We start from the raw sequence: 23,305 nt of genomic DNA, 5'->3' as shown, positions 1-23,305 counted from the left end.
AGGAGAGTCCGATGACCGTCTACACGACGATCGACAGCCCGCTGGGCGAGCTGCTCCTGGTGGGCGAGGCATCGGCCACCGCCAAGGGCGGCACCGCGCTCGCCTCGCTGTCCATGCCCGGCCAGAAGGGCGCGGCCGTCGTCCAGGACGGCTGGTCCCGCGACGACGCGGCGTTCGACGCGATCGCCGCCCAGCTGCGTTCGTACTTCGCGGGGAGCCTGACCCACTTCGACATCGAGTACGCCACGGGGGCGGGCACCGACTTCCAGCGCAAGGTCTGGGAGGCCGTCGACACCGTGCCCTACGGCACCACGACCACCTACGGGCGACTCGCCGAACAGCTCGGCCTCTCCCGCGCCGCCGTCCGCGCCCTCGGCACCGCCATCGGCCGCAACCCGCTGCTCGTCGTGCGCCCCTGCCACCGGGTGATCGGCGCCGACGGCTCCCTCACCGGCTACGCGGCGGGCCTTGAGCGCAAGCGGCACCTCCTCGACCTGGAGACGGCATGACCACCACGGCGCGGCAGGCGCCCGCGGCGGTCGTCGACGCGGCGGACTGGGCGGCGCTCGCCACCGAGCTCGACGCGGACGGCTGCGCGCTCACGCCCCGGCTCATCGAACCGGACCAGTGCCGCGCCATCGCCGCGCTCTACGACGACCTCACGCTGTTCCGGTCCACGGTCGACATGGCGAGGCACCGCTTCGGCTCCGGGCAGTACCGCTACTTCGCCGAGGAACTCCCGCCCGTCGTCGCCGAGTTGCGGGCCGCGCTCTATCCGCACCTGCTGACCGTCGCGCGCGACTGGGCGGCCCGCCTCGGCCGCCCGGCGCCCTGGCCCGACTCCCTGGAGGAGTGGCTGGAGCGGTGTCGTGCGGCCGGTCAGACCAAGTCCTCGCAGATCCTCCTGCGCTACGAGGCGGGCGACTGGAACGCCCTGCACCGCGATCTCTTCGGCGACCTGGTCTTCCCGCTCCAGGTCGTCATCGGCCTCGACGAACAGGGCGTGGACTACACGGGCGGCGAGTTCCTGCTCGTCGAACAGCGACCGCGGGCCCAGTCGCGGGGCACCTCCACGGTCCTGCCCCAGGGCCACGGCCTGGTCTTCACCACCCGCGACCGCCCGATCCGCTCGACGCGCGGCTGGTCGGCGGGCCCGGTGCGGCACGGCGTGAGCACCGTGCGCTCGGGTCTGCGCAGGTCACTGGGGCTCGTCTTCCACAACGCCTGAGGCACCGCGGGGCCCTTCGTCGGCGAGCCCGCTGACGCGCAGGGTGATGTTCAGCCGCCCGGTGAGCCCGAGGTCGGGCGGCGCGGTGCCCGGGTGCACCCGCGGCACCCCGTGGTACGCGAGGCGCGAGGCCCCGCCGAACACCACCAGGTCCCCGCTGCGCAGCTCGATGTCCGTGTACGGCTTCGTCCGGGTCTCCGTGTTCCCGAAGCGGAACACACAGGTGTCGCCGAGACTCAGGGACACCACGGGGGCGCCGGACTTCTCGTCGCTGTCGCGGTGCATGCCCATGCGGGCGTCGCCGTCGTAGAAATTGATGAGCGCGATGTCGTAGTCGTACGCGCGCTCGTCGCCGTACGTGTTCTCGCCGCTGTACGTGTTCTCGCCGTCGTACGCCCGTGCCGCCCCCACGGCCGTACGGCCGAGTTCGGCGAGCCACCGCGGCATCGGCTTCACCGGCGCGCCGTCGCCGTCGACCGCGCTGCGCGCGTAGCCGTACGGGAACCAGTGCCAGCCGAGCCCGACCTGCCTGGCCGTCATCGTCCCACCGCCCGGCGTGCGCACGAGCCGCAGCCCGGCGGGCGGCCTGGCCCACGCGCGGCAGGCCTCGACCAGGCGCCGCTGCTCCGCGCTCCCCAGCCAGTCCGGCACGTGCACCGCCCCCGGGCCGATCACCGACGCACCACGGGGGAACAGCTCGTCACCCGTCGGCATGGGCGTCCTCGCGGCTGCGCTGCCAGTACGTGACCTCGGCGTCGAGCTCTTCGTACGGGGTCTTGCGGGGCAGTGCGACGGTCTCGGGCGCCCCCGCGGCGCGGCGTCCTTCGGCGTCGGCCGCGAAGGTCAGGGAGACCTTGTCGACGGTGACGTAGTCGTCGGGTTCCCAGGCGCTGAGGATGCCCGCGTACGCGGATTCACCGGGGCCCAGCGTCACCGGGGTGCCCGGCGCGGTGTCCCGGGACGGCGCGACGGCCGCCGTGGCGTCACCGAAGCGCAGGCGGGGCGCCCCGAAGGCGACGCAGGGCGAACCGCTCGTGTTGGTGGCGGTCAGCATGAGGTCGCCGTGGGGATCCTCGGCGACGCTCGCCTCCGTGGTGGCTCCGGTGCAGGCGGGGCCCCGGGCAGGGCGGGACGGCGGCGGCGTGGACGTCCGCGCGGGGGCGGTCGACGGCGTCGACGGCACGGACGTTGCCGAAGGCCGCGCCGCCCCCTTGGCTCCGCCGCCGTCGCCGGACGCCCCGCAGGCCGTGGCCGTCAGAGCCGCCGCCACGGCCAGCAAGGCCGCGAGTGCCCGGCAAGAGCCCGACGTCGTACGCATGGTTCCGCTTCCCCCTTCGCGCCGCTCCCGGCACGTGATCGTAGGGGAGTCAGAAGGGCCACGCCCAGTCGGCCACCTCGGGCAGGTCGGTGCCGTGCTCGCGGATCCAGGAGTGGTGGCAGGTGCGCGCGTCGGCCATGGCCTGGCGCACCGCTGTGGCGCGCACGGCGCGGCCGCCGACCGCCCTCGTACGACCCACCCCGCTCCCTGGCGCAGGGTGGGTCACCATCGCCCGTCGGCCTTCACCGCCCGCCGCGCTCGCCCTTCACCGCCCGTAGCACCACGAACTTCGGGTCGCTCGCCATGACCTGCGCGTTCCCGAAGAGCTTGCGCAGCTTCAGGTGGTAGCCCAGATGGCGATTGCCGACGACCCACAGTTCGCCGCCGGGGCGCAGGGCCGCACGGGCGCCGCTGAACATCCGCCACGCGGTCGCGCCGGTCGTCGCCTGGTGGCTGTGGAAGGGCGGGTTGTTCAGGACCAGGTCCACGGTGCCGGGCGGCACGGCGGCGAGCGCGTCCCCGGCCACGAACTCCGCCTCGGCGCCCTCGGCGGCGTTGGCGCGGAAGGTGGCCTCGGCGGAGGCGACGGCCTGGAAGGACTCGTCGATGAAGGTGACCGTGGCGTCGGGGGCGGCGACGGACGCCGCGGTGCCGAGCACGCCGTTGCCGCAGCCGAGGTCCACGACGTGCGCACCGGCGCGGGCGCGCGGCAGGTGCTTGAGGAAGAAGCGGGTGCCGATGTCGAGCCGTTCGGCGCAGAAGATCCCGGCGTGGTTGACGACGGTCAGGCCCGCGCCCGCCCCGGAGTCGGCGGGCAGCGTGTACGTGCGCGGCCAGGGGCTCGGCCCCGCCGCCGCTGCCGGATCCGGCGTGCTGAAGATGAGCCGCGCCTTCTGCCGGGCCAGCGACGTCTTCGTCGGCCCGATGATCCGCTCGAACAGCTCCAGGGTCGAGGTGTGGATCTCGGTGACCATGCCGGTGCCGATGACGACCGTGCCCGCGTGCAGGGCGGGCGCGATCCGGTGCAGCTGGTCCTCCAGGAGCGCGAGGCTCTTCGGTACACGGATCAGCAGCACGTCGACGCCGCCGCCCTCCGCACCGGATGCGGGCGGGGCGTCCCTGGTCGTCAGGAGCCGCGTCTCGTCCGGCGTGTGCCCTGCCCGGGCCAGATTGGCCCGGGTCGCCTGGCGGGCCAGGAAGGAGTCGGTGATCTGCACGGGCTCGTGCCCGGCGAGCGCGGTCGTCAGCGCGCCCCAGCGGTCGCCGACGACGACCACCGTCCCGGTGAGGTCGACGGCGGGCGCCCCCTCCTCCCCCGCGAGGTGCCGCAGCAGATAGGCGTCGGCGGCGGACCAGGCGCGCAGATGGTCCCGTGGGTCCGCGGGAAAGCGGGTGAGGTCGTACGCGCCCCATGACGTGCTCAAACGGTCGTTCATCGTGCCCCAAAGGCTAACGGAGCCGTCGGCTCAGCCCGCAAGGCGCACGAGCACCGTGAGCAGCGCCGCGAGGATCGCGCCCGTCACCAGCGGGTGGGCGCCCGGCGGCAGTCCTCGGGCGGGCCGCGACGCGCCGTGCGCGGCCTCGTCGTCGAGCAGCTGCGCGCGGGCCAGCAGGGGGCGCGGCGGGTCGTTCGGCAGGATCACCCGCCAGGGCTGCTCGGGGTCGTACTCGACGACGGCCCTGGTCCGGTGCAGCAGGCCTTGTACGTCGAGGGGGTGGCGCACGGCGACACGGAAGGCGGGGCCCTCGTCGGGGACGACCGTCAGGTCGAAGACGAAGACGCTGCTCTGCCGCTGCCCGTCCACGACGGCCGCCCCGGTGCTCCGGTGCACCGCGCGCACCCCGTGCACGACGGCGGGCGCGTGGGCGCGCGGCCCGCCCGACCGCAGTCCGGACGCGACGCCGGGCCCGTACCCGCTGTCGGCGAGGCTGCCCAGAAGGGCGAGGACGACGGCGGTGGCGGTGAGGCCGACCAGGAGCACCCAGGTGGTGCCACCGATGATGCCCTGGGCCAGCGTGGCGAGCGCGGCGGCCACGACGAGGGCGCCCGCGAGGGCGGGCGGCGCGACGAACCTGCGGACCGAGGACGTCAGGGAGGGAGTCGAAGCGTTCATGAGATGCGCAGCAGCCTCTTGCGGGGAACGGCGACCCTGGTGCGGTCGGGGTCGGCGGGGCGGTCGGCGTCGTACACGGCGAGCACGGGCCGGTCCAGGGCGATCCGTTCGACGACGGTGGGCACCTGGTGCTCCAGGCCCCCGGCGTCGGTGAAGACGACGACGGCCTCGCCGTACGAGCGGCTGACGGTGCGCCAGCCCTCCAGCTTGGCCTCCGCGGTGGTGTACCGGCGGGAGAGTCTGCGCAGCACGGCGGTGCGCCGGACGCTCACGGCGGCGCCCCAGCACGCGGCGAGGCAGCCCGCCCCCGCGACCGACCACAGGAAGGTCAGCCAGGCCGATACGGAAAGGGCCTTGATCGGCAGGACGAGGTGGAAGTCGGTCACCGTCGCGTACTCCACGCGGCCCGCGGCGACCGCGTCGTACCAGCCGACGGCCGCGGCGAGCGCGCAGAACACGACCACCACGCCCGCCGTGGCGCGCTGCAGGAACCGCGCCGAAAGGAAGCCGAGCAGGACCGCGGAAGCGATCCCGACCAGCGGCGCCACGCCCGCGAACTGGTCGCTGCCGCAGCTGCCCGTGCCGTCGCAGGTCCACTGGACCGTCGACGCGTCATAGGTGCTGATGTGCCACACCAGCCAGACCTGCCAGGCCATCAGGGCGCAGGCGAGCGCCCGCAGTCCCTGGGCGTAGACCCTGTGCCCCACTGTCCGACCTCCGCCTGCCCGAGTTCTTCGCACTCCCCGATCACTGTCGTCCGCGATCACTCCACGACGGCCGGCTCGAACCAGGTGGGCTCGTCCGACAGGGCCTGCTTGATCCGGTACGCCGAGAACTCGTGGAGCCGCGGCAGCGCGTCCACGTCGAACCACGCCACTTCGAGCGACTCGTCGTCATTGACGCGCGCCTCGCCGCCGACGGCACGGCAGCGCAGGGTGATGTCCATGAACTGGCAGGTGTCGCCGTTGGGGTAGGTGACGGGCTTCAGCGCCTGCACCAGGACCACCCGCTCCACCACGCAGCGCACCGCCGTCTCCTCGAACACCTCGCGCACGGCGCACTCGGCGGGCTGCTCCCCCGGGTCGGGGATCCCGCCGATCACCGACCACTTGCCGTTGTCGGAACGTCGTCCGAGCAGCACTCGTCCCTCGTCGTCGAAGACGATGGCGGTGATTCCGGGCAGCCAGAGCAACTGCTGCCCCGCGTCGGCACGGAGTGCGGTGATGAAGTCGGGAGTAGCCATGGACCGACCCTAACGGTGTCCCGTCGCCGCTCCCGCCGGCCTCCGGGGTCACGCCTGCCGGGCCCTCCTGGCGCGCGCCGCCGACGTCACGGCCCAGCCGAGTCCGGCGGCCGCGATCAGCACGATGATGCCCTCGGGCAGGACGCCGAGCTTGGTCGCGGGGGTCTGCGAGGAGCGCAGCGGGACGTCCTCGACGAGCGTGTCGGCGGTGAACCACTTCGTCTTCGCGACGACTTCGCCGTCCGGCATGATCACGGCGCTGACGCCGCTGGTCACCGGCACCGCCACGGCACGGCTGTGCTCGACCGCGCGGATCCGGGACATCGCGAGCTGCTGGTAGGTCATCTCGCTGCGGTCGAACGTGGCGTTGTTGCTCGGCACCGAGAGCACCTGCGCGCCGTGCGTGACGGTGTCGCGCACGGCCCAGTCGAAGGCCGCCTCGTAGCAGGTGGCGATGCCCACCTTGGTGCCCGCCATGGTGAAGACGCCCGGCTCGCTGCCCCTGCTGAAGTCCTGCCGCACCTTGCCGATGTCGCTGCTGAGCAGGCCGATGAAGGAGCGCAGCGGGATGTACTCGCCGAACGGCTGGATCTGCCGCTTGTCGTACGTAGAGGTGGGGCCCTTCTTCGGGTCCCACAGGATCTGCTCGTTGAAGAGCTTGCCGTCCTTGGTCTCGACGACGCCGCCTACGGAGAGGGGCACTCCGATGGCGTCGACCGCGTTGTCGATCTCCGCGCGGGCGTCGGGGTTGGTGAACGGGTCGATGTCGGAGGAGTTCTCCGGCCACAGGACGAAGTCGGGGCGCTTGACCTTGCCCTCCTTCACCTCGGCGGCGAGGCGCTCGGTCTCGCGCACGTGGTGGTCGAGGACCGCGCGGCGCTGCGCGTTGAAGGCGAGCCCCGCGCGCGGGACGTTGCCCTGGACGGCGGCGACGGTCGCCGTGCCGTCCTCGGCCTTGTCGCTGACGAGCGGGCGCGCCGCGAAGGCACCGGCGAGCGGAACGAGCACGCTGAGTACGGCCACGGCCGTCGCCCCGCGTCGTACGCCGCGTACGTCCAGTACGCCGTCGGCGTCGCGGGCGTCGAGGATCCGGCGCACGACCTCGTAGAGCCCGAATCCGCAGAGCACCACCGCGAAGCCGAGTACGGGGGTGCCGCCGAGCGCCGCGAGCGGCAGGAAGACGCCGTCGGCCTGGCCGAAGGCGACCTTGCCCCACGGGAATCCGTTGAACGGCACACGCGCGCGTGCCGCCTCCCCCGCGACCCACAGCGCCGCCGCCCACAGCGGGTAGCCGGGCAGCCGGGAGACGGCCGTGATGCCCGCGCCCACCAGGGCGACGAAGACCGCCTCGATGGCGGCGAGCGCCAGCCACGGTGCGGGGCCGACCTCGACGCCGGTCCAGACGAGCAGCGGCAGCAGGAAGCCGAGACCGAAGAGGTAGCCGAGGCCGAGTCCGGCCTTCCAGGTGCGGCCGCGCAGACACCACGCGAACACGGCGAAGGCGGGCAGGGAGAGCCACCACAGGGTGCGGGGCGGAAAACTTACGTAGAGCAGCACTCCGGAGAGGGCCGCCGCGGCGGCGGGCACGAGACGACGCAGAACGCGCGCGGCACGGGGGGCCTGCGCGGGCTCCGGGTCGAGCCTGCCCGGCTCGTCCACGGGAGTGGTGGTGGCGGTCACTCGGGGAGTGTACGGCGCCTCACCTGGGCGCCGACAGCGTGGTCGGCGGGGCCCGGCCGAGCCGTCCGCCGAGCCACCCGCCGTATCGTTCCTGCGCAAGTGACTCCCGCACCGCGGCGCCAGCCGTTAGCGTGTGGCCGAGTCCCGGACGAACGGCCGGTCCGCCGCGGCGGACCCGCCCGCGCCGACGGCGCCGTCCGGGGCCCGTCATACACCGGGGGGCGACGGGGTGGGGTCAATGGGGACGGCCGCTGCGGCCGGTCCGACAGAGGTGCACGAGCGGCGGGGCGCGTCCGACGCGACCGGCGTGGCGCTGCTCGGTGCGTGCGCCGCCTGGGCGCTGATCACCGCGGGGGTGCGCGGCGGAAGTCCCGAGGGTGTGCTGCTCGCGGTGCTCGCGGTGGCCGCGGGCTACGCGGGCGGCCGGATCTGCGGGGCGCTGCTCCCGGTCGCGGCCCCGTGCGCGGGCGCGCTCGTGGGGCTCGGCCTCGCCGCGGCCGCACCGCACGTCCCGCTCGGACTCACCTCCCCGCTCGGCCTGGCCGGTGCCACCGCCGCGCTCCTCGTCCTGGCCGCGGGCGCGGCCTGCTGTGCGGCGTGGGCGGCGCGGACTCCCTCAGCGTGCCTGGCGCTGCGGCTGCTCGCCGTGGGCATCACCGGCGCGGCCGCCGCGCTCGGCTCGCTGTTCGGCTTCGTCGGCTGCGCCGTCGTCCTGCTCTGCTCGCTCGCCACCGCCCTGACCCGGCGCAGGGCGCCCGCCCTCGCGGTCCTCGCGGTGAGCGCGCTCCTGGTGACCGGGGTGTCCGTGGCGGTGGCCGACGAGACGCTGCCGGACGGGCTCACGGCTCCCCTGGAGGGGCAGCTCGGCCGGCACCGTGTGCTGCTGTGGCAGGACGCGCTCGGCCTCGCGACGCGCGAGCCCGCCATGGGGGTAGGACCCGGCCGGTTCGGCGAGGTCAGCCCGGTGCACGCCGACGACGTCCTGGCCGACGGCAAACCGCATTCGGCGCCGCTTCAGCTGGCTTCGGAGCAAGGGGTGGTGGGAGCGGCACTGCTCGCCGCGGTGTTCTGCTGGCTGCTCTACGCCCTGTGGCGCTCGCCGCGCTCCACCCAGGTCGTCCTGTCGGCGGGCGCGGCCCTGACCGCGCTGACAGCCGTGGCCGCGGTGGGCAACGCGCTCAGCGTGACGGCGGTGACGACAGGCGCGGGTGTGCTCGCGGGGATCGCGACGGCGCGTCCCCTGACGGACGAACCGAGGGCACCTTGACGTGCGGGCCGGGGCGGCAGCGGCGCTGAGCCGCTGTGGGGCGCTGAGCCGCTGTTACGCCGCGTTGCCAGCGAGGCCCAGGCGGTACCTGATGGCGCGCACGGCCGATTCCGCGTTGTCGACGGTGACCGTGAACTTGTGGCCGTCGCCGAGGCTGAGCACCAGGCCCTCGCCACGGCGGACGACGACGGCGGTGCCCTTCTCCGGCCGCCAGCGATACCCCCAGCCGCCCCACTGACGGGGCGTGACCGCCGGCGCGAATTCGGCGCCGACGACGTGGGAGAGCGGGATGCTGCGGCGCGGCAGGCCCAGATGGCCGCAGCGCACTTCGAGCGAGTCCTTGTCGACCTTGACGGCCACATGGACGAAGGCGAGCGTCCCGAAGAGCATCAGGAGCCCGACGGCGATGCACCCGACGACGGACATGGCGAGCGGCGCTACGCCCGATGTCCACATGGAGTCGACCGCGAGCTCGATGCCGAGCGCGAGGCAGGCGGCGCCCGCGCAGGCGAGCAGCCACTGCACGCGGTTGGTCGCGCGGCCGGTCCAGACGTCGGGCGGGCTGTCGGCGGTGGCCCGCTCCTCGGGGGCGTGGTCCCTCATGCCTTCGAGACTACTCACGTTCCGCTGCGAAGGCACCGCGTCGCGGAGGGTTACTCCCTACGGCCGCGGTGCGGGGCCGCGGAGTCCGCGCGGGCTCAGAGCGCCGGGCTGACCGCCGCGAGCATGCGCCCCTCGGCGTACGCGAGCGCCGCCTGCGGGAGCTGCTCCTCGCGGCCGCTGAGCAGGACCGTCAGGCCCGGGAGACCGGCGGCGGAGTCTGTGCCGGGGCCCGTACCGGGGCGCTCGCCCGCCCTGCGCAGTGCCTGGGCGGCGACCGCTCCGGCTGAGCCGTGCAGGACGAGGGGCGGCAGGCCGGGCTGCTGCACGGCGGCGCGGATACGCTCCGCGACCAGCTCGTAATGGGTGCAGCCCAGGACGACGATCCTTACCTCGGGCGGGGTGAGGGCGGCCGCGGCGGCGATCGTCTCGTCGATGGCCCGCTCGTCGGCGTACTGCACGGCGTCGGCGAGCCCGGGGCAGGGCACCTCGGTGACGGCGGCGCCGCCCGAGAACTGTTCGATGAGGTTCCGCTGATAGGGGCTGCCGGTGGTGGCGGGGGTGGCCCAGATGGCCACGGGTCCGCCGCTGGCGGCGGCGGGCTTGATCGCGGGGACGGTCCCGATGACCGGGATGCCGGGCTCCAGGCGGGCGCGCAGCGCGGGGAGCGCGTGCACGGAAGCGGTGTTGCAGGCGACGATCAGCGCGTCGGGGCGATGGGCCGCCGCGGCCTCGGCGACCGTGAGGGAGCACCGGGTGATGTCCTCCGGAGTACGCGGTCCCCACGGCAGTCCGTCCGGGTCCGAGGAGAGAACGAGCTCGGCGTCGGGTCGCAGGCGGCGCACCTCCGCGGCCGCGGCGAGCAGTCCGATACCGGAGTCCATGAGCGCGATCTTCACCCGGTCACCATAGTCGATGGGCCCCACAGGCACCGTGGTGTGGGGCAGACTTCGGCGGATGAGCGCCGTTGCGTGGATCGCCGCCGGATCGCTTGCCGTGTGGCTGTGGCTGTTGTTGGGGCAGGGCTTCTTCTGGCGTACGGACGTGCGTCTGCCACCGCGCGGGGAACCCGCCCGCTGGCCGTCGGTCTGTGTCGTCGTCCCCGCCCGCGACGAGGCGGCCGTCCTCTCCGAGAGCCTGCCCTCGCTCCTCGCGCAGGACTATCCGGGTCGGGCCGAGATCTTCCTTGTCGACGACGGCAGTTCGGACGGGACGGGTGATCTGGCCCGCGCCCTGGCCGAGCGGCACGGCGGTCTGCCGCTGACCGTCGGTTCGCCCGGTGAGCCGCCGCCCGGGTGGACGGGCAAGCTCTGGGCGGTACGCCACGGCATCGGCCTGGCACGCGCGCGTGAGCCCGAGTACCTGCTCCTGACGGACGCGGACATCGCCCATGCGCCGGACAGCCTGCGGGAGTTGGTGGCCGCGGCGGGGACGGGCGGCTACGACCTCGTCTCGCAGATGGCCAGGCTGCGCGTGGAGAGCGTGTGGGAGCGCCTGGTGGTCCCGGCCTTCGTCTACTTCTTCGCGCAGCTCTATCCGTTCCGGTGGATCGCGCGGCAGGGCTCGCGCACGGCCGCCGCCGCGGGCGGCTGCGTGCTGCTGCGCACGGCGGCCGCCGAGCGGGCACGGATCCCGGACGCGATCCGGCACGCGGTGATCGACGACGTGGCACTGGCGCGGGCGGTGCAGCGCTCCGGCGGCCACATCTGGCTCGGCCTCGCCGAGCGCGTCGACAGCGTGCGCCCCTATCCGCACCTGGGCGATCTGTGGCGGATGGTGTCGCGCAGCGCGTACGCGCAACTGCGGCACAACCCGCTGCTGCTGGTCGGCACGGTCGCCGGTCTCGCCCTGGTGTATCTCGCTCCCCCGGTGACGCTGGTCTGGGGGCTCGCCGCAGGAAGCACGGAGGCCACGGTGGCCGGTGGTCTCGCCTGGCTGGTGATGACCGCGACGTACCTGCCGATGCTCCGCTACTACCGCCTGCCGCTCCTGCTCGCGCCGCTGCTTCCCGGCACCGCGTTCCTGTACCTCCTGATGACCGTGGACTCGGCGGTGCAGCACTACAGGGGGCGCGGGGCGCAGTGGAAGGGGCGTACGTACGCACGCCCCGACACCGCCGCTCAGGCCGCGCCCGAGCAGCGCTGAACCGTCACTTCCTGCCCGGCGTCCAGTTCATGCCCCAGCCGTAGGCGTGGTCGATGGTGCGCTGCGGGCTGACGCCGCGGTCGGGCACGAGATAGCGGACCTCGCGCTGGACGACGAGGTCGCTGCCGTCGCTCGTGAGCAGGGCGAGCGCGCACACGGTGGAGGGAACCGTGCACTCGTCGAGGGAGAACTCGACCGGTGCGCCGTGCTGCGGCTGGAGGGTGACCGTGGCGTTGAGATCGGCGAAGCTGCGCGCGCCTTCGTAGATGGTCACGAAGATGACGATGCGGCGGAAGTCCTTGATGTGGTCGAGGTTGATGGTGAGGTTCTCGCCGCTGCTGAGCGCGCCGGTGCGGTCGTCGCCGTCGAGCAGCATGTACGGCGGCTGGTGCAGCGCTCCGAAGGCGTTGCCGAGTGCCTGGACGACTCCCTTGCGGCCGTCGGCCAGTTCGTAGAGCGCGCAGAGGTCGAGGTCGAGGTCGGCGTGCATGGCGACGGCTCGGCCGAGTTTCGCGCCCCATCCCTTGAACTGCTTGCGCACCTGCCAGTTGAGGTTCACGCGCATGCCGCCCGACGTGCCGCCCTGCTTCCGGAGCGAGACGGACGGGGTCTCCTTCGTCAAGGTGACCTTGGTGAGGCGCACGGGCTCGGGCGCGGGGGCCGCCGGGGGCGGCGGTGCGGCGGGAGCTGCCGCCGTGACAGGCGGGGCGGGCGGCGCCTCAGGAGCTGCGGGGACACTGGCGGCGACGGGCGGCGCGGCGGGCGCCGACTGCTGCGGTTCGTCCACCGCGATGCCGTAGTCCGTGGCGAGCCCTTCGAGGCCGCTGCCGTAACCCTGGCCCACGGCACGGAACTTCCACGCGCCCTGGCGCCGGTAGAGCTCGCCGAGGACGAAGGCCGTCTCCACCGTCGCGTCGGCGCTGTCGTAGCGCGCGAGTTCGGCGCCGCTCGCCGCGTCGAGGACCCGGACGTAGAGCCCCGGGATCTGTCCGAAGGTGCCCCCGTCGGCGGACGCGGCGAGCACCACGGTCTCGATCTCCGGCTCCACGCGCGCGAGGTCGACAGCGAGCACATCGGTCACGCCGGTCGCGGTGCGCTGTTTGCCCTCGTGCCGTACCGCGCCCGAGGCGTGCTCCGGCTGGTTGTAGAAGACGAAGTCCGCGTCCGAACGGACCTTTCCGGAAGGACCCAGCAAGAGCGCGGACGCATCCGCGTCGGGCGCACCGGGACCGGCGCCCCACCCCAATTCGACCCGCACCGCAGGCGCGGGTACCGGAACATTCGATCCTTTAGGCATTGTCATGTCCGCCCCCATCACAAGTAGCCGCATCCGGCGGGGCCGCCGATCCGTTCATGACCAACCTATTACCTGGACCTCGAAGCGCCGCACGGCCGCCTTCCGAGGCTTTTCGATACCGCGTTCGATAGCTGACTCGCCGCCCTGGCGCCGACCGCGGGTAACCCGCCGGGAACTCGGCCTTTACACGATCCCTACGCGGTTCGGCGACCGATTTTCCCAAGTTCGCTCGCATTGGGGATCCGTAGTCACTGCCGACACGGAAAACAACCCTCTTATCGGTCTCCCCAACCAGCACATCAAGGGCTTAACTTATGGAGTATGACCTCCCCCCGCTCCACCTATGGCGGCGGTTACTACTCCGCGCCGTCCTTCCCGGACACTCCGATCTACGACTCTCTCGTCGCAGAGCGGGGCACTCCTCAGATCGCCCCGATTCGAGTTCCGTCCGCGTACGACACCGGCAGTCACCTGCCCGCCCTCCCGGCCGCGTTGCCCGCGCTCCCGGCCGCGCCTTCCCACCACAACCCGGCGTACGGCTACCAGTCGGCCCAGCAGCACGCCCCGCTGCAGCAGGCCCCCGCGCCGTACATCCCGCAGCAGGCCGCGCCGCCCCGCGGCTACCCGGGTGCCCAGCCCCAGCGTCCCGCCACCGGCACGGGCTACGAGGCGATGCGCCCAGCGGCGCCGCGCCCCGCGCCCGCGTCGTACGAGGATCCGTACAACCGCCCCTACCGCGGCTACTGATCGCCCGCGGCCTTCCCTGTCAGTGGCTGCTGGCAGGATGGCCGCATGTCGAACCCAGCACTTCGCTCGATCCACGTCCACCCGCTCAAGGCGGCCAGGGGGCACGCACCGCGTGAGGCCGTCGTGGAGCCCTGGGGGCTCGCGGGTGACCGTCGATGGCTGCTGGTCGACAGCGACGGGCGGTTCGTCTCGCAACGACCGCATCCGCGGATGGCGCTGGCCGCCGTCGAGCAACTGCCCGACGGCGGCATTCGCGTGTCCGCGCCCGGCCTCGAACCGCTGACGATCGCGGTGCCCGAGCCCCTCGAGACCGTCACGGTGGAGATCTGGCGGGACCAGGTCGAGGCGGTGCCCGTCGACGCCGCGGCGGACGCCTGGTTCAGCGCCCACCTCGACACGGAGGTGCGCCTCGTCCACCTCGACGACCCCGCCAAGCGCCGCCCCATCGACCCCGCGTACGCCAAGGACGGCGAGACGGTCAGCTTCGCCGACGGGTATCCGCTGCTGCTCACCACGCTCTCCTCGCTCGACGCCCTGAACTCACTGATCGCGCAGGGCGATCACGCCGACGAGGGCCCGCTCCCGATGAACCGGTTCCGGCCGAACGTGGTGGTGGACGGCACCCCGCCGTGGGCCGAGGACGACTGGTCGCGCGTCGCCATCGGGGACGTCACCTTCCGCGTCGCCAAGAAGTGCGGGCGCTGCGTGGTGACCACCACCGACCAGGACACCGCGGAGCGCGGCAAGGAGCCCCTGCGCACGCTCGCGCGCCACCGCCGCTTCGGCGACCAACTCGTCTTCGGGCAGAACCTGGTGCCCGAATCGACCGGTGTCCTGCGCGTCGGCGATCCGGTCACCGTCCTTGACTGACCTCCGTCCTGAATGATCACCGCCGAGTGGGGAACTCGAAGGCGGGGCACGGACGTTGAGCGACAGGGAATCGTGGAATCATAGAGAAGGGCGACCAGGAGCGACGTCGAAGGTGGCGCCGCTCTCTTCCCCCACCTGAGCGTGGGCCGTGCCGTCACCGGTCGAGACGGACGCGGAAGGGGGTGCAGGACTGTTGCGAGCGATCGCCGGACTCTGGCGCTGGCGGCACAATCCGCTGCGCCGCAGGACCGATCTGGTCGAGGCGTGGGTGGCTCTCGCCGCCCTGGTACTCATCCTGGTGGCCGTCCCGGTGGCCGCCGTCGTCACCACGGAGCTGACCCGCGAGGCCCTGCTGACCTCCATCCGGCACCAGCGCGAGAGCCGCCACGAGACCGTCGCCACGGTCACCAGGAAGGTCGCGGCTCCCCCGATCGACCCCGACCCGGAGACCTCCTCGGCGCGGGACGCGCACAGCCGCGTACTCGCCCACTGGATCGCGCCGGACGGCATCGAGCGCTCGGGCGTGGTCATGTCCGACCTCAAGGCCCCTGACCCGGGCGACCGTTTCACGATCTGGACCGACGCGAGCGGCCGCGTGGTCGGCAGGCCGCTGGACGGCGCGACCGCGACGACCCACGCGGTCCTCGCCGGATTCGGCGCGGCCACGGCCGCGGCGGGACTGGTCGAGGGGACCAGGAAGCTGATCCTCTGGCGCATCGCGCGCGGGCGTTATGCCCGTTGGGACCAGGCATGGGACAAGGCGGGCCCCGACTGGGGCAGGACCGGCACCGGCTCCTGAACGGCCCGCCCGCGCGGTCACGCAGGTGAGAGCCTGGGCATCGGGTCAACTCGCCTTGCCCGCGCGCGCTACGGTGGACCGGCCGAACTCTTCGGCTCCTCGCGCATCGACACCGCACGAAGCGGCCATCGACGCGAGATCCCGCGTACGACGAGGTGGGGGCAGAGCAACTCCATGGCACAGGGCACGGTCCAGGTGACGCACACCGGCACGTCGCGGTGGCGGCGCCGCACCGGCGAATACGCATCGCTCGCCGCTGCTTTGGAGGCCGCGAGCGACGGGGACGTACTGACCGTCAACGCCGGCACCTACCGCGAGAACCTCGTCATCCAGCGTGCGGTGACCCTGCGCGGCCCGGAGGGCTCCCCCGGCTCCGTGCGCATCGCGCCCTCCGAGGGAGTACCGCTCACCGTCCGCGCCTCCGCTCTCGTACAGGACCTGCACATCGAGGGCCAGGACTCCTCCGCGCCCGCGCTGCTCGTCGAGGACGGCGCCCCCGAACTCACCGACATCCGCGTGGTGACGCGCTCCGCGACCGGCATCGAGGTGCGCGGCGGCGCGCGCCCCACGGTGCGCCGCTGCACCGTCGACAACCCGGGCGGCATCGGCATCGCCGTGCTCGACGGGGGCGGCGGTGTCTACGAGGAGTGCGAGATCGTCGCGGCGGGCCAGTCCGGTGTCGCGGTGCGCGGCGGCGCGCATCCCCGTCTGGAGCGCTGCCGCGTGCACCACACGTCGGGCGCCGGGCTCTCGGTGACCGGTGAGCACACCGGGCTCGAGGCCATCGGCTGCGAGGTGTACGAGGTCAAGGGCGCCGGGGTGCAGATCGCCGGGCGCGCCACGGCGCACCTGACCGACTGCGACGTGCACCGCACCACGTCCGACGGAGTCACGCTCGACACGGACGCCGTGCTGACCCTCGCCGACTGCCGCATCCACGACATCCCGGAGAACGCGATCGACCTGCGCTCGCGCTCGGTGCTCACGCTGACCCGGTCCACGGTGCGCCAGTTCGGGCGCAATGGCCTCTCCGTGTGGGACCCCGGCACGCGCGTGGACGCCAACCAGTGCGAGATCCACGACAGTACGGGCGACTATCCGGCGGTGTGGGTCTCCGACGGCGCGACCGCCGTCCTGGAGTCCTGCCGGGTGCACGACGTGCCCGACGCCCTGTTCGTCCTGGACCGCGGCTCGCGCGCCGACGTCGTCGACAGTGACCTCTCCCAGGTGCGCAACACCGCGGTGTCGGTGAGCGACGGCGCGACGGCGCAGCTCGACGACTGCCGCATCCGCGAGGCCGCCACGGGCGCGTGGTTCCGCGACCACGGCAGCGGCGGCACGCTGGCCAACTGCACGGTCGACAGCGTGCAGACCGGCGTGATCGTCACCAAGGGCGCGGACCCCACCCTGGAACGCTGCACGGTCGACTCGCCCGCCGAGGCGGGCTTCTACGTCTCCGCGGGCGGCCGCGGCACCTTCCACGGCTGCCGGGTCTCCGGCAGCGGCGGGTACGGCTTCCACGTCATCGACGGCTGCCGTACGACCTTGCGCAAGTGTCGTACGGAACGGTGCGCGCGCGGCGGCTTCGAGTTCTCTGAGGAGGGGCCGCTCGTCGAGGACTGCACGAGCGACGAGAGCGGCGGCCTGCGGACGCCGACGTCCGCCGCGCAGGAGACTCCCGCCGTACAGACGGCCACGCAGACCGTCGGGCTGCTCGGCTCCGTGCCCGCCCAGCAGGCTCCGGGGCCCGCGGCGCCCGAGCCTGCCGCCACCCGCGCCTCCAAGGAGGTGCTCGGCGAACTCGACGCCCTGGTCGGCCTGGACAGCGTCAAGCGCGAGGTGCGCGCCCTCACCGACATGATCGAGGTGGGCAGGCGCAGGCAGCAGGCCGGGCTCAAGGCCGCGTCGGTCCGGCGCCATCTGGTCTTCACCGGCTCCCCCGGCACGGGCAAGACCACCGTCGCACGGCTCTACGGCGAGATCCTCGCCTCTCTCGGCGTCCTGCGGAGCGGCCACCTCGTCGAGGTGTCCCGCGTCGACCTGGTCGGCGAGCACATCGGCTCGACGGCGATCCGTACGCAGGAGGCCTTCGACCGGGCGCGCGGCGGTGTGCTGTTCATCGACGAGGCCTACGCGCTCTCGCCCGAGGACTCCGGACGCGACTTCGGCCGTGAGGCCATCGACACGCTGGTGAAGCTGATGGAGGACCACCGCGAGGCCGTGGTGGTGATCGTCGCGGGTTACACCGAGGAGATGCGGCGCTTCCTCTCGGTCAACCCCGGTGTGGCGTCCCGTTTCTCGCGGACCATCACCTTCAGCGACTATCTGCCCGAGGAACTCCTGCGGATCGTGGAGCAGCAGGCCGACGAGCACGAGTACCGCCTCGGCACGGGTGCTTCCGAGGCGCTCCTGAAGTACTTCACCGCGCTCCCCAAGGGGCCCGCGTTCGGCAACGGCCGCACCGCGCGGCAGACCTTCGAGGCGATGGTGGAGCGGCACGCGGGACGAGTCGCCCAGGTCGGCGAGCCGAGCACGGACGATCTCACGCTGCTGTATCCGGAGGATCTGCCGGAGCTGGTGTGACGGCTTCCGGCACCTGCGGGACCTCCGCGCCCGGCGGTCGTGGCGGCGGCACGCTGTGCTTGAGGCGGGCGAGCAGCCTGGCGCGTTCCTCCGCGAAGGCCGGGTCGGTCTGGTACTCGCCGTGGCCCAGGATCGGCGCGGGCAGCGGGTGCGCCTCCGTACGGCCGTAGGCGAGCGGGTCCTTGAGGGCGTCCCTGTCGACCTGCGGGCCGCATTCGCCGGGCAGGCGTACGGGGCCGCCGATCGGGTCCGTGGCGCGGTACAGATTGCGCCAGCAGTCGACCTCGCGGTGCAGTGAGGTGAGGGCCGCGGGGCCGAAGTGGGCGGGGAACCAGCGGCCGTAAAGCCGTTCGAGCGGCGAGCCGTAGGTGAGCAGGGCGACGCGTCTGCGGACCGAGGGGCGCAGCTGCCAGGCGGCGGCCGCGGCCAGGACGCTGCCCTGGGAGTGCCCGGAGAGGACGAGCCTGCCGCCCGTGGAGCGCGTCCAGGCGGCCATGCGCCAGGTCAGGTCGGGCACCGCGCGCTCGGCGTAGCAGGGCGGGGCGAAGGGGTGGGCCGCGCGCGGCCAGAAGGTGCCGACGTCCCAGAGGATGCCGATGGTGCGGCGGGCCGAGGGGTCGCGGTAGGCGCGGCGGCCCCAGGTGACGAAGAGTATGAAGCCGAGGCCGATCAGCCAGGAGCCGAGCGCCTGCGCGGTCTGCGCGGCCGCCTCCACCACGTCGGGCTCGCCCCGCGCGGCCTTGCCCGGCACCTTCTCGGTCAGCCACGCGCCGGTGAGGGCGCCCGTGCCGAGCAGCAGCGTCACCGCGGAGATGATGCCGACGAGCACGGGTGCGCGGTCGGTGAGGGTGGCACGCGCGCGTTTGCTCGCGATGCGCCGGGTGCGCTCGGAGTCCTCGCGCTCTTCCTCGTCCGGGTAGTCGAGGGCCACCCGCTCCATCTCGCGGCGCTTGAGCCGCAGCGTGCGGATGCCGAACCAGGCGCACAGCAGCGCGACGACGACCAGGAGCGGCGGAATCACGGAGGCCTGCCAGGTCAGCAGGACCGGCGGCCCGTCGATGGTGCCGCCCGCGCCCGGCGAGCCCCCGCCGTCCAGCCAGTCGGCGACGCGCTGGGCGCCGCCGCCGGACATCACGCCGCCGAGCGCGCAGGCCAGCATGGCGACGGCGGGGCCGCCGAAGCCGCGGATGGCGGTGCGCGAGTCGGGCGACGTGCGGAACAGGAAGTACGCCACCACCGCGAGGGCGAGGACCAGGATGCCCTGCACGAGCGCGATGCCGCCGAACGTCGCGTCGCCCGGCAGCCTTCCCTCGGAGCGCCAGCCGGGGCGCGACCACCCCGCGTAGAGCAGCACGAGCCCGAGCAGCGCGAGCGCGCTCACCGGGAGCCAGCGCACCAGGGTCCTGTCGAGCCCGCGGTCGAGCTTATTCTCGCTGCGCCCCCTGCGGCACACCACCCACACCACAACGGCCCCGCCGAGCAGCAGGGTTGAGTTCAGGAGCCAGCCCAGGGAGTCGAGCAGGCCGGGGCCGCCGGGACGCCGGTCCTGGCGGGCGGCCGGGGCACCGACCGCCGCGGCGACGGTGAGGAACCCGGCGGCCGTGTGGGCCGCGCGCAGCCGGGCCACCAGCCTGCGGCCGTACCAGAAGCCGGGCCTGCCGAGCGCGGTACGGCTGGTCTCCTCCTCCGGGTCGGCCTGGTGGGGCAGCGGCCGCACGGACTCGTACGCGCTCCAGGTCCGGTGCGAGAGGTACCAGAGCAGGCCGGTGAGCGCGGCGGGCACGAGCGCGGCGAGGGCGAGGCGGCGGCCGGGCTGGGACCACCAGCCGCCGTGTCCCTGGGCGTCGGCCGACAGGAAGCCGAGCCAGGCGCGCTCGTCGGCGCACTGCGGGGTGCCCGCGCACTGCCAGGCCGTCAGGTCGAGCGCGACCTCGCAGGCCGCGGCGACGAGCAGCACGGTGAGGGTGAGGCCGGTGAGGCGGACCAGGAGGCCGTAGGTGCGTACGAGCCGCTTGCGGTGGCGGGAGGTGGGGCGCATCCAGTGCGCGAGGTTGACCACCATGAAGGGCAGGAGCAGCAGCCACAGGGCGCGCGAGCCGTTGCCCGAGGTGAGGTTGCACCAGACGTACGCCTCGGGCACGGGTTTGCCCCGGTAGTCGTCGGGGCGCCGCTCGGCGTCGACGTCCTCCGTGCGGCGGAAGACGGCCGCCGTCTCGTCCCCGGAGACCCGCACGGTCCGCGGATCGCCGAGCATCTCTTCCGGTGTGGTTCCCCCGACTCCATGGACCAGGAGTTCCAGGGCGGTCTCGTCCTGCGTCGCACGCTCCACTGTTCAGCTTCCCCCGAGATGCGTGGTGTACGGGGGACAAGGATCCCGGCTCTCGGGCCCCGGCGCATCGACCGTCACGGAATCTCCCCGTTCCGGCCGCGCGCACGCCCTGCGGGCGGTGGCACGGGTGTCGGTGCCGCGTGCGAGGATGAGGCAGCGCGCCGGACGGGCGCGAGGGGTGTGACGAGGCAGAAGGGCCTGACCGGGATTGAGCGAGAATCAGAACCTCCTCGCCGAGCAGCGCCGTGCCCTGATCCTCGACGAGGTGCGCCGCCGCGGCGGGGTCCGCGTCAACGAACTCACCCGCAAGCTGGGTGTCTCGGACATGACGGTCCGCCGCGACCTCGACGCGCTCGCCCGCCAGGGTGTCCTGGAGAAGGTGCACGGCGGCGCGGTGCCCGTGGTCGAGGCGAGCACGCACGAGCCGGGCTTCGAGGCCAAGTCCGGGCTCGAGCTGACCGCCAAGGAGGACATCGCGCGGACCGCGGCGTCGCTGGTGTCGCCGGGCACGGCGATCGCGCTCTCCGGCGGCACGACGACGTACGCGCTCGCACACCACCTCCTCGACGTGCCGGATCTGACGGTGGTCACCAACTCGGTCCGGGTCGCGGACGTCTTCCACTCCGCGCAGCGCAGCTCGGGCCAGCGCCAGGGCGCGGCGACGGTCGTCCTCACCGGCGGCGTGCGCACCCCTTCGGACTCGCTGGTGGGCCCGGTGGCCGACCAGGCGATCGGCGCACTCCACTTCGACGTCCTCTTCCTCGGTGTGCACGGCATATCGCCGGAGGCCGGTCTGTCGACGCCGAACCTCGCAGAGGCGGAGACCAACCGGCGTCTCGTGCAGTCGGCGCGGCGCGTCATCGTGGTCGCCGACCACACCAAGTGGGGCACGGTGGGCCTGAGTTCGTTCGCCGCACTGACCCAGGTCGACACGCTGGTGACGGACGCGGGGCTGCCCGCGGACGCGCGTACGGAGATCTCCGAGCATCTGCACCGCCTTGTGGTCGCGGGCGAGCCGGAGAGCGCGGCCGGCGCCTACGACACCGAGGACACGACCGGCGAGGCGGCCGCGGCCGAAGCGGCTGGTCCGGCGGCGGATCTGTAACGGCCGGGCCCACGCAGACATCTGACGGGCCGCCAGCTATGGTGGCCATGCCGGGTCACCGCCCTATTCCGCTGGGGGTCAGCGTTCGATGGCACGCCAACTGAGCCCTGTGGGGCTTGAGTTCATAGAGTCCGCTCCACTGCGCCTGGTCTTCGCGCGCGAGGTGAGCGCATCCCCCGAGGCCGTCTATCGCGCCCTCGCCGACGAGGTGACCGACTGGCCGCGGTGGTTCACCGCGGTCACCCTGTGCAGGCCCACCGACGGCGGCAAGGGCCGCGAGGTCCACCTCAAGGGCGGCACCCGCTTCCAGGAGTCGATCCTCGTGGCCGAGGGTCCCGAGCGGTACGCCTACCGCATCGACGAGTCGAACGCGCCAGGACTGCGCGCCCTCGTCGAGGAATGGCGGCTCACCCCGGCGGGACCGGGCACCCGCGTGCAGTGGACGTTCGCCGTGGACGGTACCGCCGTGTTCCGGGGCACGCTCAAGCTCGGCCGCTCGGGCCTCGGCCGGGCGTTCCGCGACGCGGTCACGGCGCTCGACCGGCGGCTCGCGGCGGCCGAGGCGTAACGACCGCCCGGGACACTCGGGACATCGCCCTACTCGGGCCACGCCCCCGTCGCGAGCAGCGTCTCGATCGCCTGCCCGTACGGTGCGATGTCCAGGCCCTGTTCGGCCAGCCACCGGTCCGAGTAGTACTTGTCCAGATAGCGGTCCCCGCCGTCGCAGATCAGGGTGACGACGCTGCCGGTGCGGCCCGCCGCCACCATCTCGGCGACGATCTTCAGGGCGCTCCACAGGCCCGTGCCGGTGGAGCCGCCCGCCTTGCGGCCGATGGCCTGCTCCAGGGCGCGCACGGCGGCGACGGACGCCGCGTCCGGCACCTTCATCATGCGGTCGATCGCGCCGGGCACGAAGCTCGGCTCCATGCGGGGCCTTCCGATGCCCTCGATGCGTGATCCGCAGTCGCTCGTCGCGTCCGGGTCGTTCTTGGTCCACCCGTCGAAGAAACAGGAGTTCTCCGGGTCGGCGACGCAGATGCGGGTGTCGTGCTGGTTGTAGTGCACGTAGCGCGCGATGGTCGCCGACGTGCCGCCGGTACCCGCCGTGGCGACGATCCACGCGGGCTCGGGGTAGCGCTCCAACTTCAGCTGCTGGTACATGGATTCGGCGATGTTGTTGTTGCCGCGCCAGTCGGTGGCCCGTTCCGCGTACGTGAACTGGTCCATGTAGTGGCCGCCGGTCTCGACGGCCAGGGCGGCCGACTCGGCGTACATCGTGCGGGAGTCGTCCACGAAGTGGCACCCGCCACCGTGGAATTCGATCAGTCGGCACTTCTCGGCGCTGGTCGTACGCGGCATCACCGCGATGAAGGGCACGCCGATCAGCTTGGCGAAGTAGGCCTCGGAGACGGCCGTCGAGCCGCTGGACGCCTCGATGACAGGGCGCCCGGGCCGGATCCAGCCGTTGCACAGGCCGTACAGGAAGAGCGAGCGGGCGAGGCGGTGCTTGAGGCTGCCGGTGGGGTGGGTGGACTCGTCCTTGAGGTACAGGTCGATGCCCCACTGTTCGGGCAGCGGGAAGCGCAGCAGGTGGGTGTCGGCCGAGCGGTTGGCGTCGGCCTGGACCTTGCGGACGGCTTCTTTCAGCCAGGCACGGTACTCGTCGTCGCTGTGGTCCACGTCGAGCGTGGGCATCGGTTCGTCGGCTCGAACGGGGTGGGGGGTGCTCACCGCGGAACTCCTTCGCGTCGTGCCGGACGCGATTCGACGCGGCCGTACACCTCGATCTTAAACACCCTCCGCACGCTTCTCACCTGCATAAACACACCTTTGAGCACCTCAAAGGCACTGCTGGCGCAGCGGTCGGCAAAGGTCAGGAGTAGCCTCGGTAAAGGTCTCTTCGACCTGGCGGGACGTCGTCATGCGTACTGGTGCTCGACGCCGGGTGCGGGCAGACTGCGACGCAGCGGGACGCCCGTC

General features: G+C 73.1%; 23 protein-coding genes. 10 read left to right on the top strand and 13 right to left on the bottom strand.

Features of this window, described 5'->3' with window-relative positions; all coding sequences use genetic code 11:
* Positions 1 to 11 precede the first annotated feature (11 nt).
* The gene (locus CP970_RS38730) at positions 12 to 509 is read left to right on the top strand and encodes a methylated-DNA--[protein]-cysteine S-methyltransferase (RefSeq protein WP_055543805.1); all 498 of its coding nucleotides are present in this window, start codon (positions 12 to 14) and stop codon (positions 507 to 509) included.
* Complete coding sequence (locus tag CP970_RS38725; RefSeq protein WP_055543804.1) at positions 506 to 1,228, top strand: 2OG-Fe(II) oxygenase; 723 nt, start codon at positions 506 to 508, stop codon at positions 1,226 to 1,228. Before CP970_RS38730 ends, CP970_RS38725 begins: the two co-directional genes overlap by 4 nt.
* On the opposite strand, the gene CP970_RS38720 is transcribed toward CP970_RS38725, so the two are convergent.
* Genes CP970_RS38720 through lnt form a run of 8 tightly spaced genes read right to left on the bottom strand, consistent with a single transcriptional unit; the run spans position 1,199 to position 7,583 of the window.
* Positions 1,199 to 1,942: an alpha-ketoglutarate-dependent dioxygenase AlkB family protein gene (locus CP970_RS38720; RefSeq protein WP_055543803.1), complete on the bottom strand. Its 744-nt coding sequence runs from the start codon at positions 1,940 to 1,942 to the stop codon at positions 1,199 to 1,201. The two genes, CP970_RS38725 and CP970_RS38720, sit on opposite strands and share 30 nt — an antisense overlap.
* The gene (locus CP970_RS38715) at positions 1,929 to 2,546 is read right to left on the bottom strand and encodes a DUF4232 domain-containing protein (protein WP_107098806.1); all 618 of its coding nucleotides are present in this window, start codon (positions 2,544 to 2,546) and stop codon (positions 1,929 to 1,931) included. Before CP970_RS38715 ends, CP970_RS38720 begins: the two co-directional genes overlap by 14 nt.
* A gap of 49 nt (positions 2,547 to 2,595) precedes the next feature.
* Positions 2,596 to 2,745 (bottom strand): hypothetical protein, encoded by a 150-nt coding sequence (locus tag CP970_RS44460; protein ID WP_157877640.1) that lies wholly within the window; start codon positions 2,743 to 2,745, stop codon positions 2,596 to 2,598.
* A gap of 43 nt (positions 2,746 to 2,788) precedes the next feature.
* A complete protein-coding gene (locus CP970_RS38710) occupies positions 2,789 to 3,982 on the bottom strand; it encodes a methyltransferase (RefSeq protein ID WP_055543801.1) in 1,194 nt (397 codons plus the stop codon).
* A 30-nt stretch (positions 3,983 to 4,012) separates the two neighbouring features.
* The gene (locus CP970_RS38705; RefSeq protein WP_055543800.1) at positions 4,013 to 4,660 is read right to left on the bottom strand and encodes a hypothetical protein; all 648 of its coding nucleotides are present in this window, start codon (positions 4,658 to 4,660) and stop codon (positions 4,013 to 4,015) included.
* Entirely contained in the window at positions 4,657 to 5,367 is a 711-nt protein-coding gene (locus CP970_RS38700; RefSeq protein ID WP_055543799.1) for a hypothetical protein, read from the bottom strand. Before CP970_RS38700 ends, CP970_RS38705 begins: the two co-directional genes overlap by 4 nt.
* Before the next feature lie 56 nt (positions 5,368 to 5,423).
* Entirely contained in the window at positions 5,424 to 5,903 is a 480-nt protein-coding gene (locus CP970_RS38695) for an NUDIX hydrolase (protein WP_055543798.1), read from the bottom strand.
* A gap of 48 nt (positions 5,904 to 5,951) precedes the next feature.
* Positions 5,952 to 7,583, bottom strand: a complete 1,632-nt coding sequence (lnt, locus tag CP970_RS38690; RefSeq protein WP_150494531.1) for an apolipoprotein N-acyltransferase — start codon at positions 7,581 to 7,583, stop codon at positions 5,952 to 5,954.
* A gap of 238 nt (positions 7,584 to 7,821) precedes the next feature.
* Between lnt and CP970_RS38685 the strand changes: the two genes are divergently transcribed.
* Positions 7,822 to 8,850, top strand: a complete 1,029-nt coding sequence (locus CP970_RS38685; protein WP_150494529.1) for an O-antigen ligase family protein — start codon at positions 7,822 to 7,824, stop codon at positions 8,848 to 8,850.
* A gap of 54 nt (positions 8,851 to 8,904) precedes the next feature.
* Here the strand turns inward: CP970_RS38685 and CP970_RS38680 are convergent, their stop codons facing one another.
* Positions 8,905 to 9,453 carry a hypothetical protein gene (locus CP970_RS38680; RefSeq protein WP_055553347.1) on the bottom strand — a complete coding sequence of 183 codons (549 nt, stop codon included), beginning with the start codon at positions 9,451 to 9,453 and terminating at the stop codon, positions 8,905 to 8,907.
* Between the two features lie 95 nt (positions 9,454 to 9,548).
* A complete protein-coding gene (locus tag CP970_RS38675) occupies positions 9,549 to 10,349 on the bottom strand; it encodes a glutamate racemase (RefSeq protein WP_079043875.1) in 801 nt (266 codons plus the stop codon).
* 58 nt (positions 10,350 to 10,407) lie between these two features.
* Between CP970_RS38675 and CP970_RS38670 the strand changes: the two genes are divergently transcribed.
* Positions 10,408 to 11,595 carry a glycosyltransferase gene (locus CP970_RS38670; protein ID WP_055553351.1) on the top strand — a complete coding sequence of 396 codons (1,188 nt, stop codon included), beginning with the start codon at positions 10,408 to 10,410 and terminating at the stop codon, positions 11,593 to 11,595.
* Between the two features lie 4 nt (positions 11,596 to 11,599).
* On the opposite strand, the gene CP970_RS38665 is transcribed toward CP970_RS38670, so the two are convergent.
* Positions 11,600 to 12,910: a TerD family protein gene (locus tag CP970_RS38665; RefSeq protein ID WP_224058952.1), complete on the bottom strand. Its 1,311-nt coding sequence runs from the start codon at positions 12,908 to 12,910 to the stop codon at positions 11,600 to 11,602.
* A gap of 303 nt (positions 12,911 to 13,213) precedes the next feature.
* Here CP970_RS38665 and CP970_RS38660 point away from each other — a divergent pair, with 303 nt between their 5' ends.
* The 4 genes from CP970_RS38660 (at position 13,214) to CP970_RS38645 (ending at position 17,891) form a co-directional block, all read left to right on the top strand.
* Positions 13,214 to 13,639: a DUF6643 family protein gene (locus CP970_RS38660; protein ID WP_055554087.1), complete on the top strand. Its 426-nt coding sequence runs from the start codon at positions 13,214 to 13,216 to the stop codon at positions 13,637 to 13,639.
* A gap of 45 nt (positions 13,640 to 13,684) precedes the next feature.
* A complete protein-coding gene (locus CP970_RS38655) occupies positions 13,685 to 14,509 on the top strand; it encodes an MOSC domain-containing protein (RefSeq protein WP_055554085.1) in 825 nt (274 codons plus the stop codon).
* A 193-nt stretch (positions 14,510 to 14,702) separates the two neighbouring features.
* Entirely contained in the window at positions 14,703 to 15,308 is a 606-nt protein-coding gene (locus tag CP970_RS38650; protein WP_055554097.1) for an Rv1733c family protein, read from the top strand.
* Positions 15,309 to 15,482: 174 nt separating this feature from the next.
* Positions 15,483 to 17,891 (top strand): right-handed parallel beta-helix repeat-containing protein, encoded by a 2,409-nt coding sequence (locus CP970_RS38645; protein ID WP_055554083.1) that lies wholly within the window; start codon positions 15,483 to 15,485, stop codon positions 17,889 to 17,891.
* Here CP970_RS38645 and CP970_RS38640 read toward each other — a convergent pair.
* Positions 17,851 to 20,145: a hypothetical protein gene (locus tag CP970_RS38640; protein ID WP_224059377.1), complete on the bottom strand. Its 2,295-nt coding sequence runs from the start codon at positions 20,143 to 20,145 to the stop codon at positions 17,851 to 17,853. The genes CP970_RS38645 and CP970_RS38640 overlap by 41 nt on opposite strands.
* A gap of 283 nt (positions 20,146 to 20,428) precedes the next feature.
* Here CP970_RS38640 and CP970_RS38635 point away from each other — a divergent pair, with 283 nt between their 5' ends.
* Both CP970_RS38635 and CP970_RS38630 read left to right on the top strand, forming a co-directional pair.
* Positions 20,429 to 21,325: a DeoR/GlpR family DNA-binding transcription regulator gene (locus CP970_RS38635; protein WP_055554079.1), complete on the top strand. Its 897-nt coding sequence runs from the start codon at positions 20,429 to 20,431 to the stop codon at positions 21,323 to 21,325.
* 88 nt (positions 21,326 to 21,413) lie between these two features.
* The gene (locus CP970_RS38630) at positions 21,414 to 21,893 is read left to right on the top strand and encodes an SRPBCC family protein (RefSeq protein ID WP_055554077.1); all 480 of its coding nucleotides are present in this window, start codon (positions 21,414 to 21,416) and stop codon (positions 21,891 to 21,893) included.
* Positions 21,894 to 21,922: 29 nt separating this feature from the next.
* Here CP970_RS38630 and CP970_RS38625 read toward each other — a convergent pair whose 3' ends face one another.
* On the bottom strand, positions 21,923 to 23,020 hold the full coding sequence (locus CP970_RS38625; protein WP_055554074.1) for an L-cysteine desulfhydrase Cds1: 1,098 nt from the start codon (positions 23,018 to 23,020) through the stop codon (positions 21,923 to 21,925).
* Positions 23,021 to 23,305: the final 285 nt, after the last annotated feature.

The organism is Streptomyces kanamyceticus (assembly GCF_008704495.1).
GTDB classification, from domain to species: Bacteria; Actinomycetota; Actinomycetes; order Streptomycetales; family Streptomycetaceae; genus Streptomyces; species Streptomyces kanamyceticus.
Note: the sequence above shows the minus strand (reverse complement) of the source record. Positions and strands in the feature narration are given on the sequence as shown.

What these genes read in the sequence shown, in the direction of transcription:
- CP970_RS38730 (WP_055543805.1), top strand. Translation starts at nt 12, where the DNA reads ATGACCGTCTACACGACGATCGACAGCCCGCTGGGCGAGCTGCTCCTG.
- CP970_RS38725 (WP_055543804.1), top strand. Translation starts at nt 506, where the DNA reads ATGACCACCACGGCGCGGCAGGCGCCCGCGGCGGTCGTCGACGCGGCG.
- CP970_RS38720 (WP_055543803.1), bottom strand. Translation starts at nt 1,942, where the DNA reads ATGCCGACGGGTGACGAGCTGTTCCCCCGTGGTGCGTCGGTGATCGGC.
- CP970_RS38715 (WP_107098806.1), bottom strand. Translation starts at nt 2,546, where the DNA reads ATGCGTACGACGTCGGGCTCTTGCCGGGCACTCGCGGCCTTGCTGGCC.
- CP970_RS38710 (WP_055543801.1), bottom strand. Translation starts at nt 3,982, where the DNA reads ATGAACGACCGTTTGAGCACGTCATGGGGCGCGTACGACCTCACCCGC.
- CP970_RS38705 (WP_055543800.1), bottom strand. Translation starts at nt 4,660, where the DNA reads ATGAACGCTTCGACTCCCTCCCTGACGTCCTCGGTCCGCAGGTTCGTC.
- CP970_RS38695 (WP_055543798.1), bottom strand. Translation starts at nt 5,903, where the DNA reads ATGGCTACTCCCGACTTCATCACCGCACTCCGTGCCGACGCGGGGCAG.
- CP970_RS38685 (WP_150494529.1), top strand. Translation starts at nt 7,822, where the DNA reads ATGGGGACGGCCGCTGCGGCCGGTCCGACAGAGGTGCACGAGCGGCGG.
- CP970_RS38680 (WP_055553347.1), bottom strand. Translation starts at nt 9,453, where the DNA reads ATGAGGGACCACGCCCCCGAGGAGCGGGCCACCGCCGACAGCCCGCCC.
- CP970_RS38670 (WP_055553351.1), top strand. Translation starts at nt 10,408, where the DNA reads ATGAGCGCCGTTGCGTGGATCGCCGCCGGATCGCTTGCCGTGTGGCTG.
- CP970_RS38665 (WP_224058952.1), bottom strand. Translation starts at nt 12,910, where the DNA reads ATGGGGGCGGACATGACAATGCCTAAAGGATCGAATGTTCCGGTACCC.
- CP970_RS38660 (WP_055554087.1), top strand. Translation starts at nt 13,214, where the DNA reads ATGACCTCCCCCCGCTCCACCTATGGCGGCGGTTACTACTCCGCGCCG.
- CP970_RS38655 (WP_055554085.1), top strand. Translation starts at nt 13,685, where the DNA reads ATGTCGAACCCAGCACTTCGCTCGATCCACGTCCACCCGCTCAAGGCG.
- CP970_RS38645 (WP_055554083.1), top strand. Translation starts at nt 15,483, where the DNA reads ATGGCACAGGGCACGGTCCAGGTGACGCACACCGGCACGTCGCGGTGG.
- CP970_RS38640 (WP_224059377.1), bottom strand. Translation starts at nt 20,145, where the DNA reads ATGCTCGGCGATCCGCGGACCGTGCGGGTCTCCGGGGACGAGACGGCG.
- CP970_RS38630 (WP_055554077.1), top strand. Translation starts at nt 21,414, where the DNA reads ATGGCACGCCAACTGAGCCCTGTGGGGCTTGAGTTCATAGAGTCCGCT.
- CP970_RS38625 (WP_055554074.1), bottom strand. Translation starts at nt 23,020, where the DNA reads ATGCCCACGCTCGACGTGGACCACAGCGACGACGAGTACCGTGCCTGG.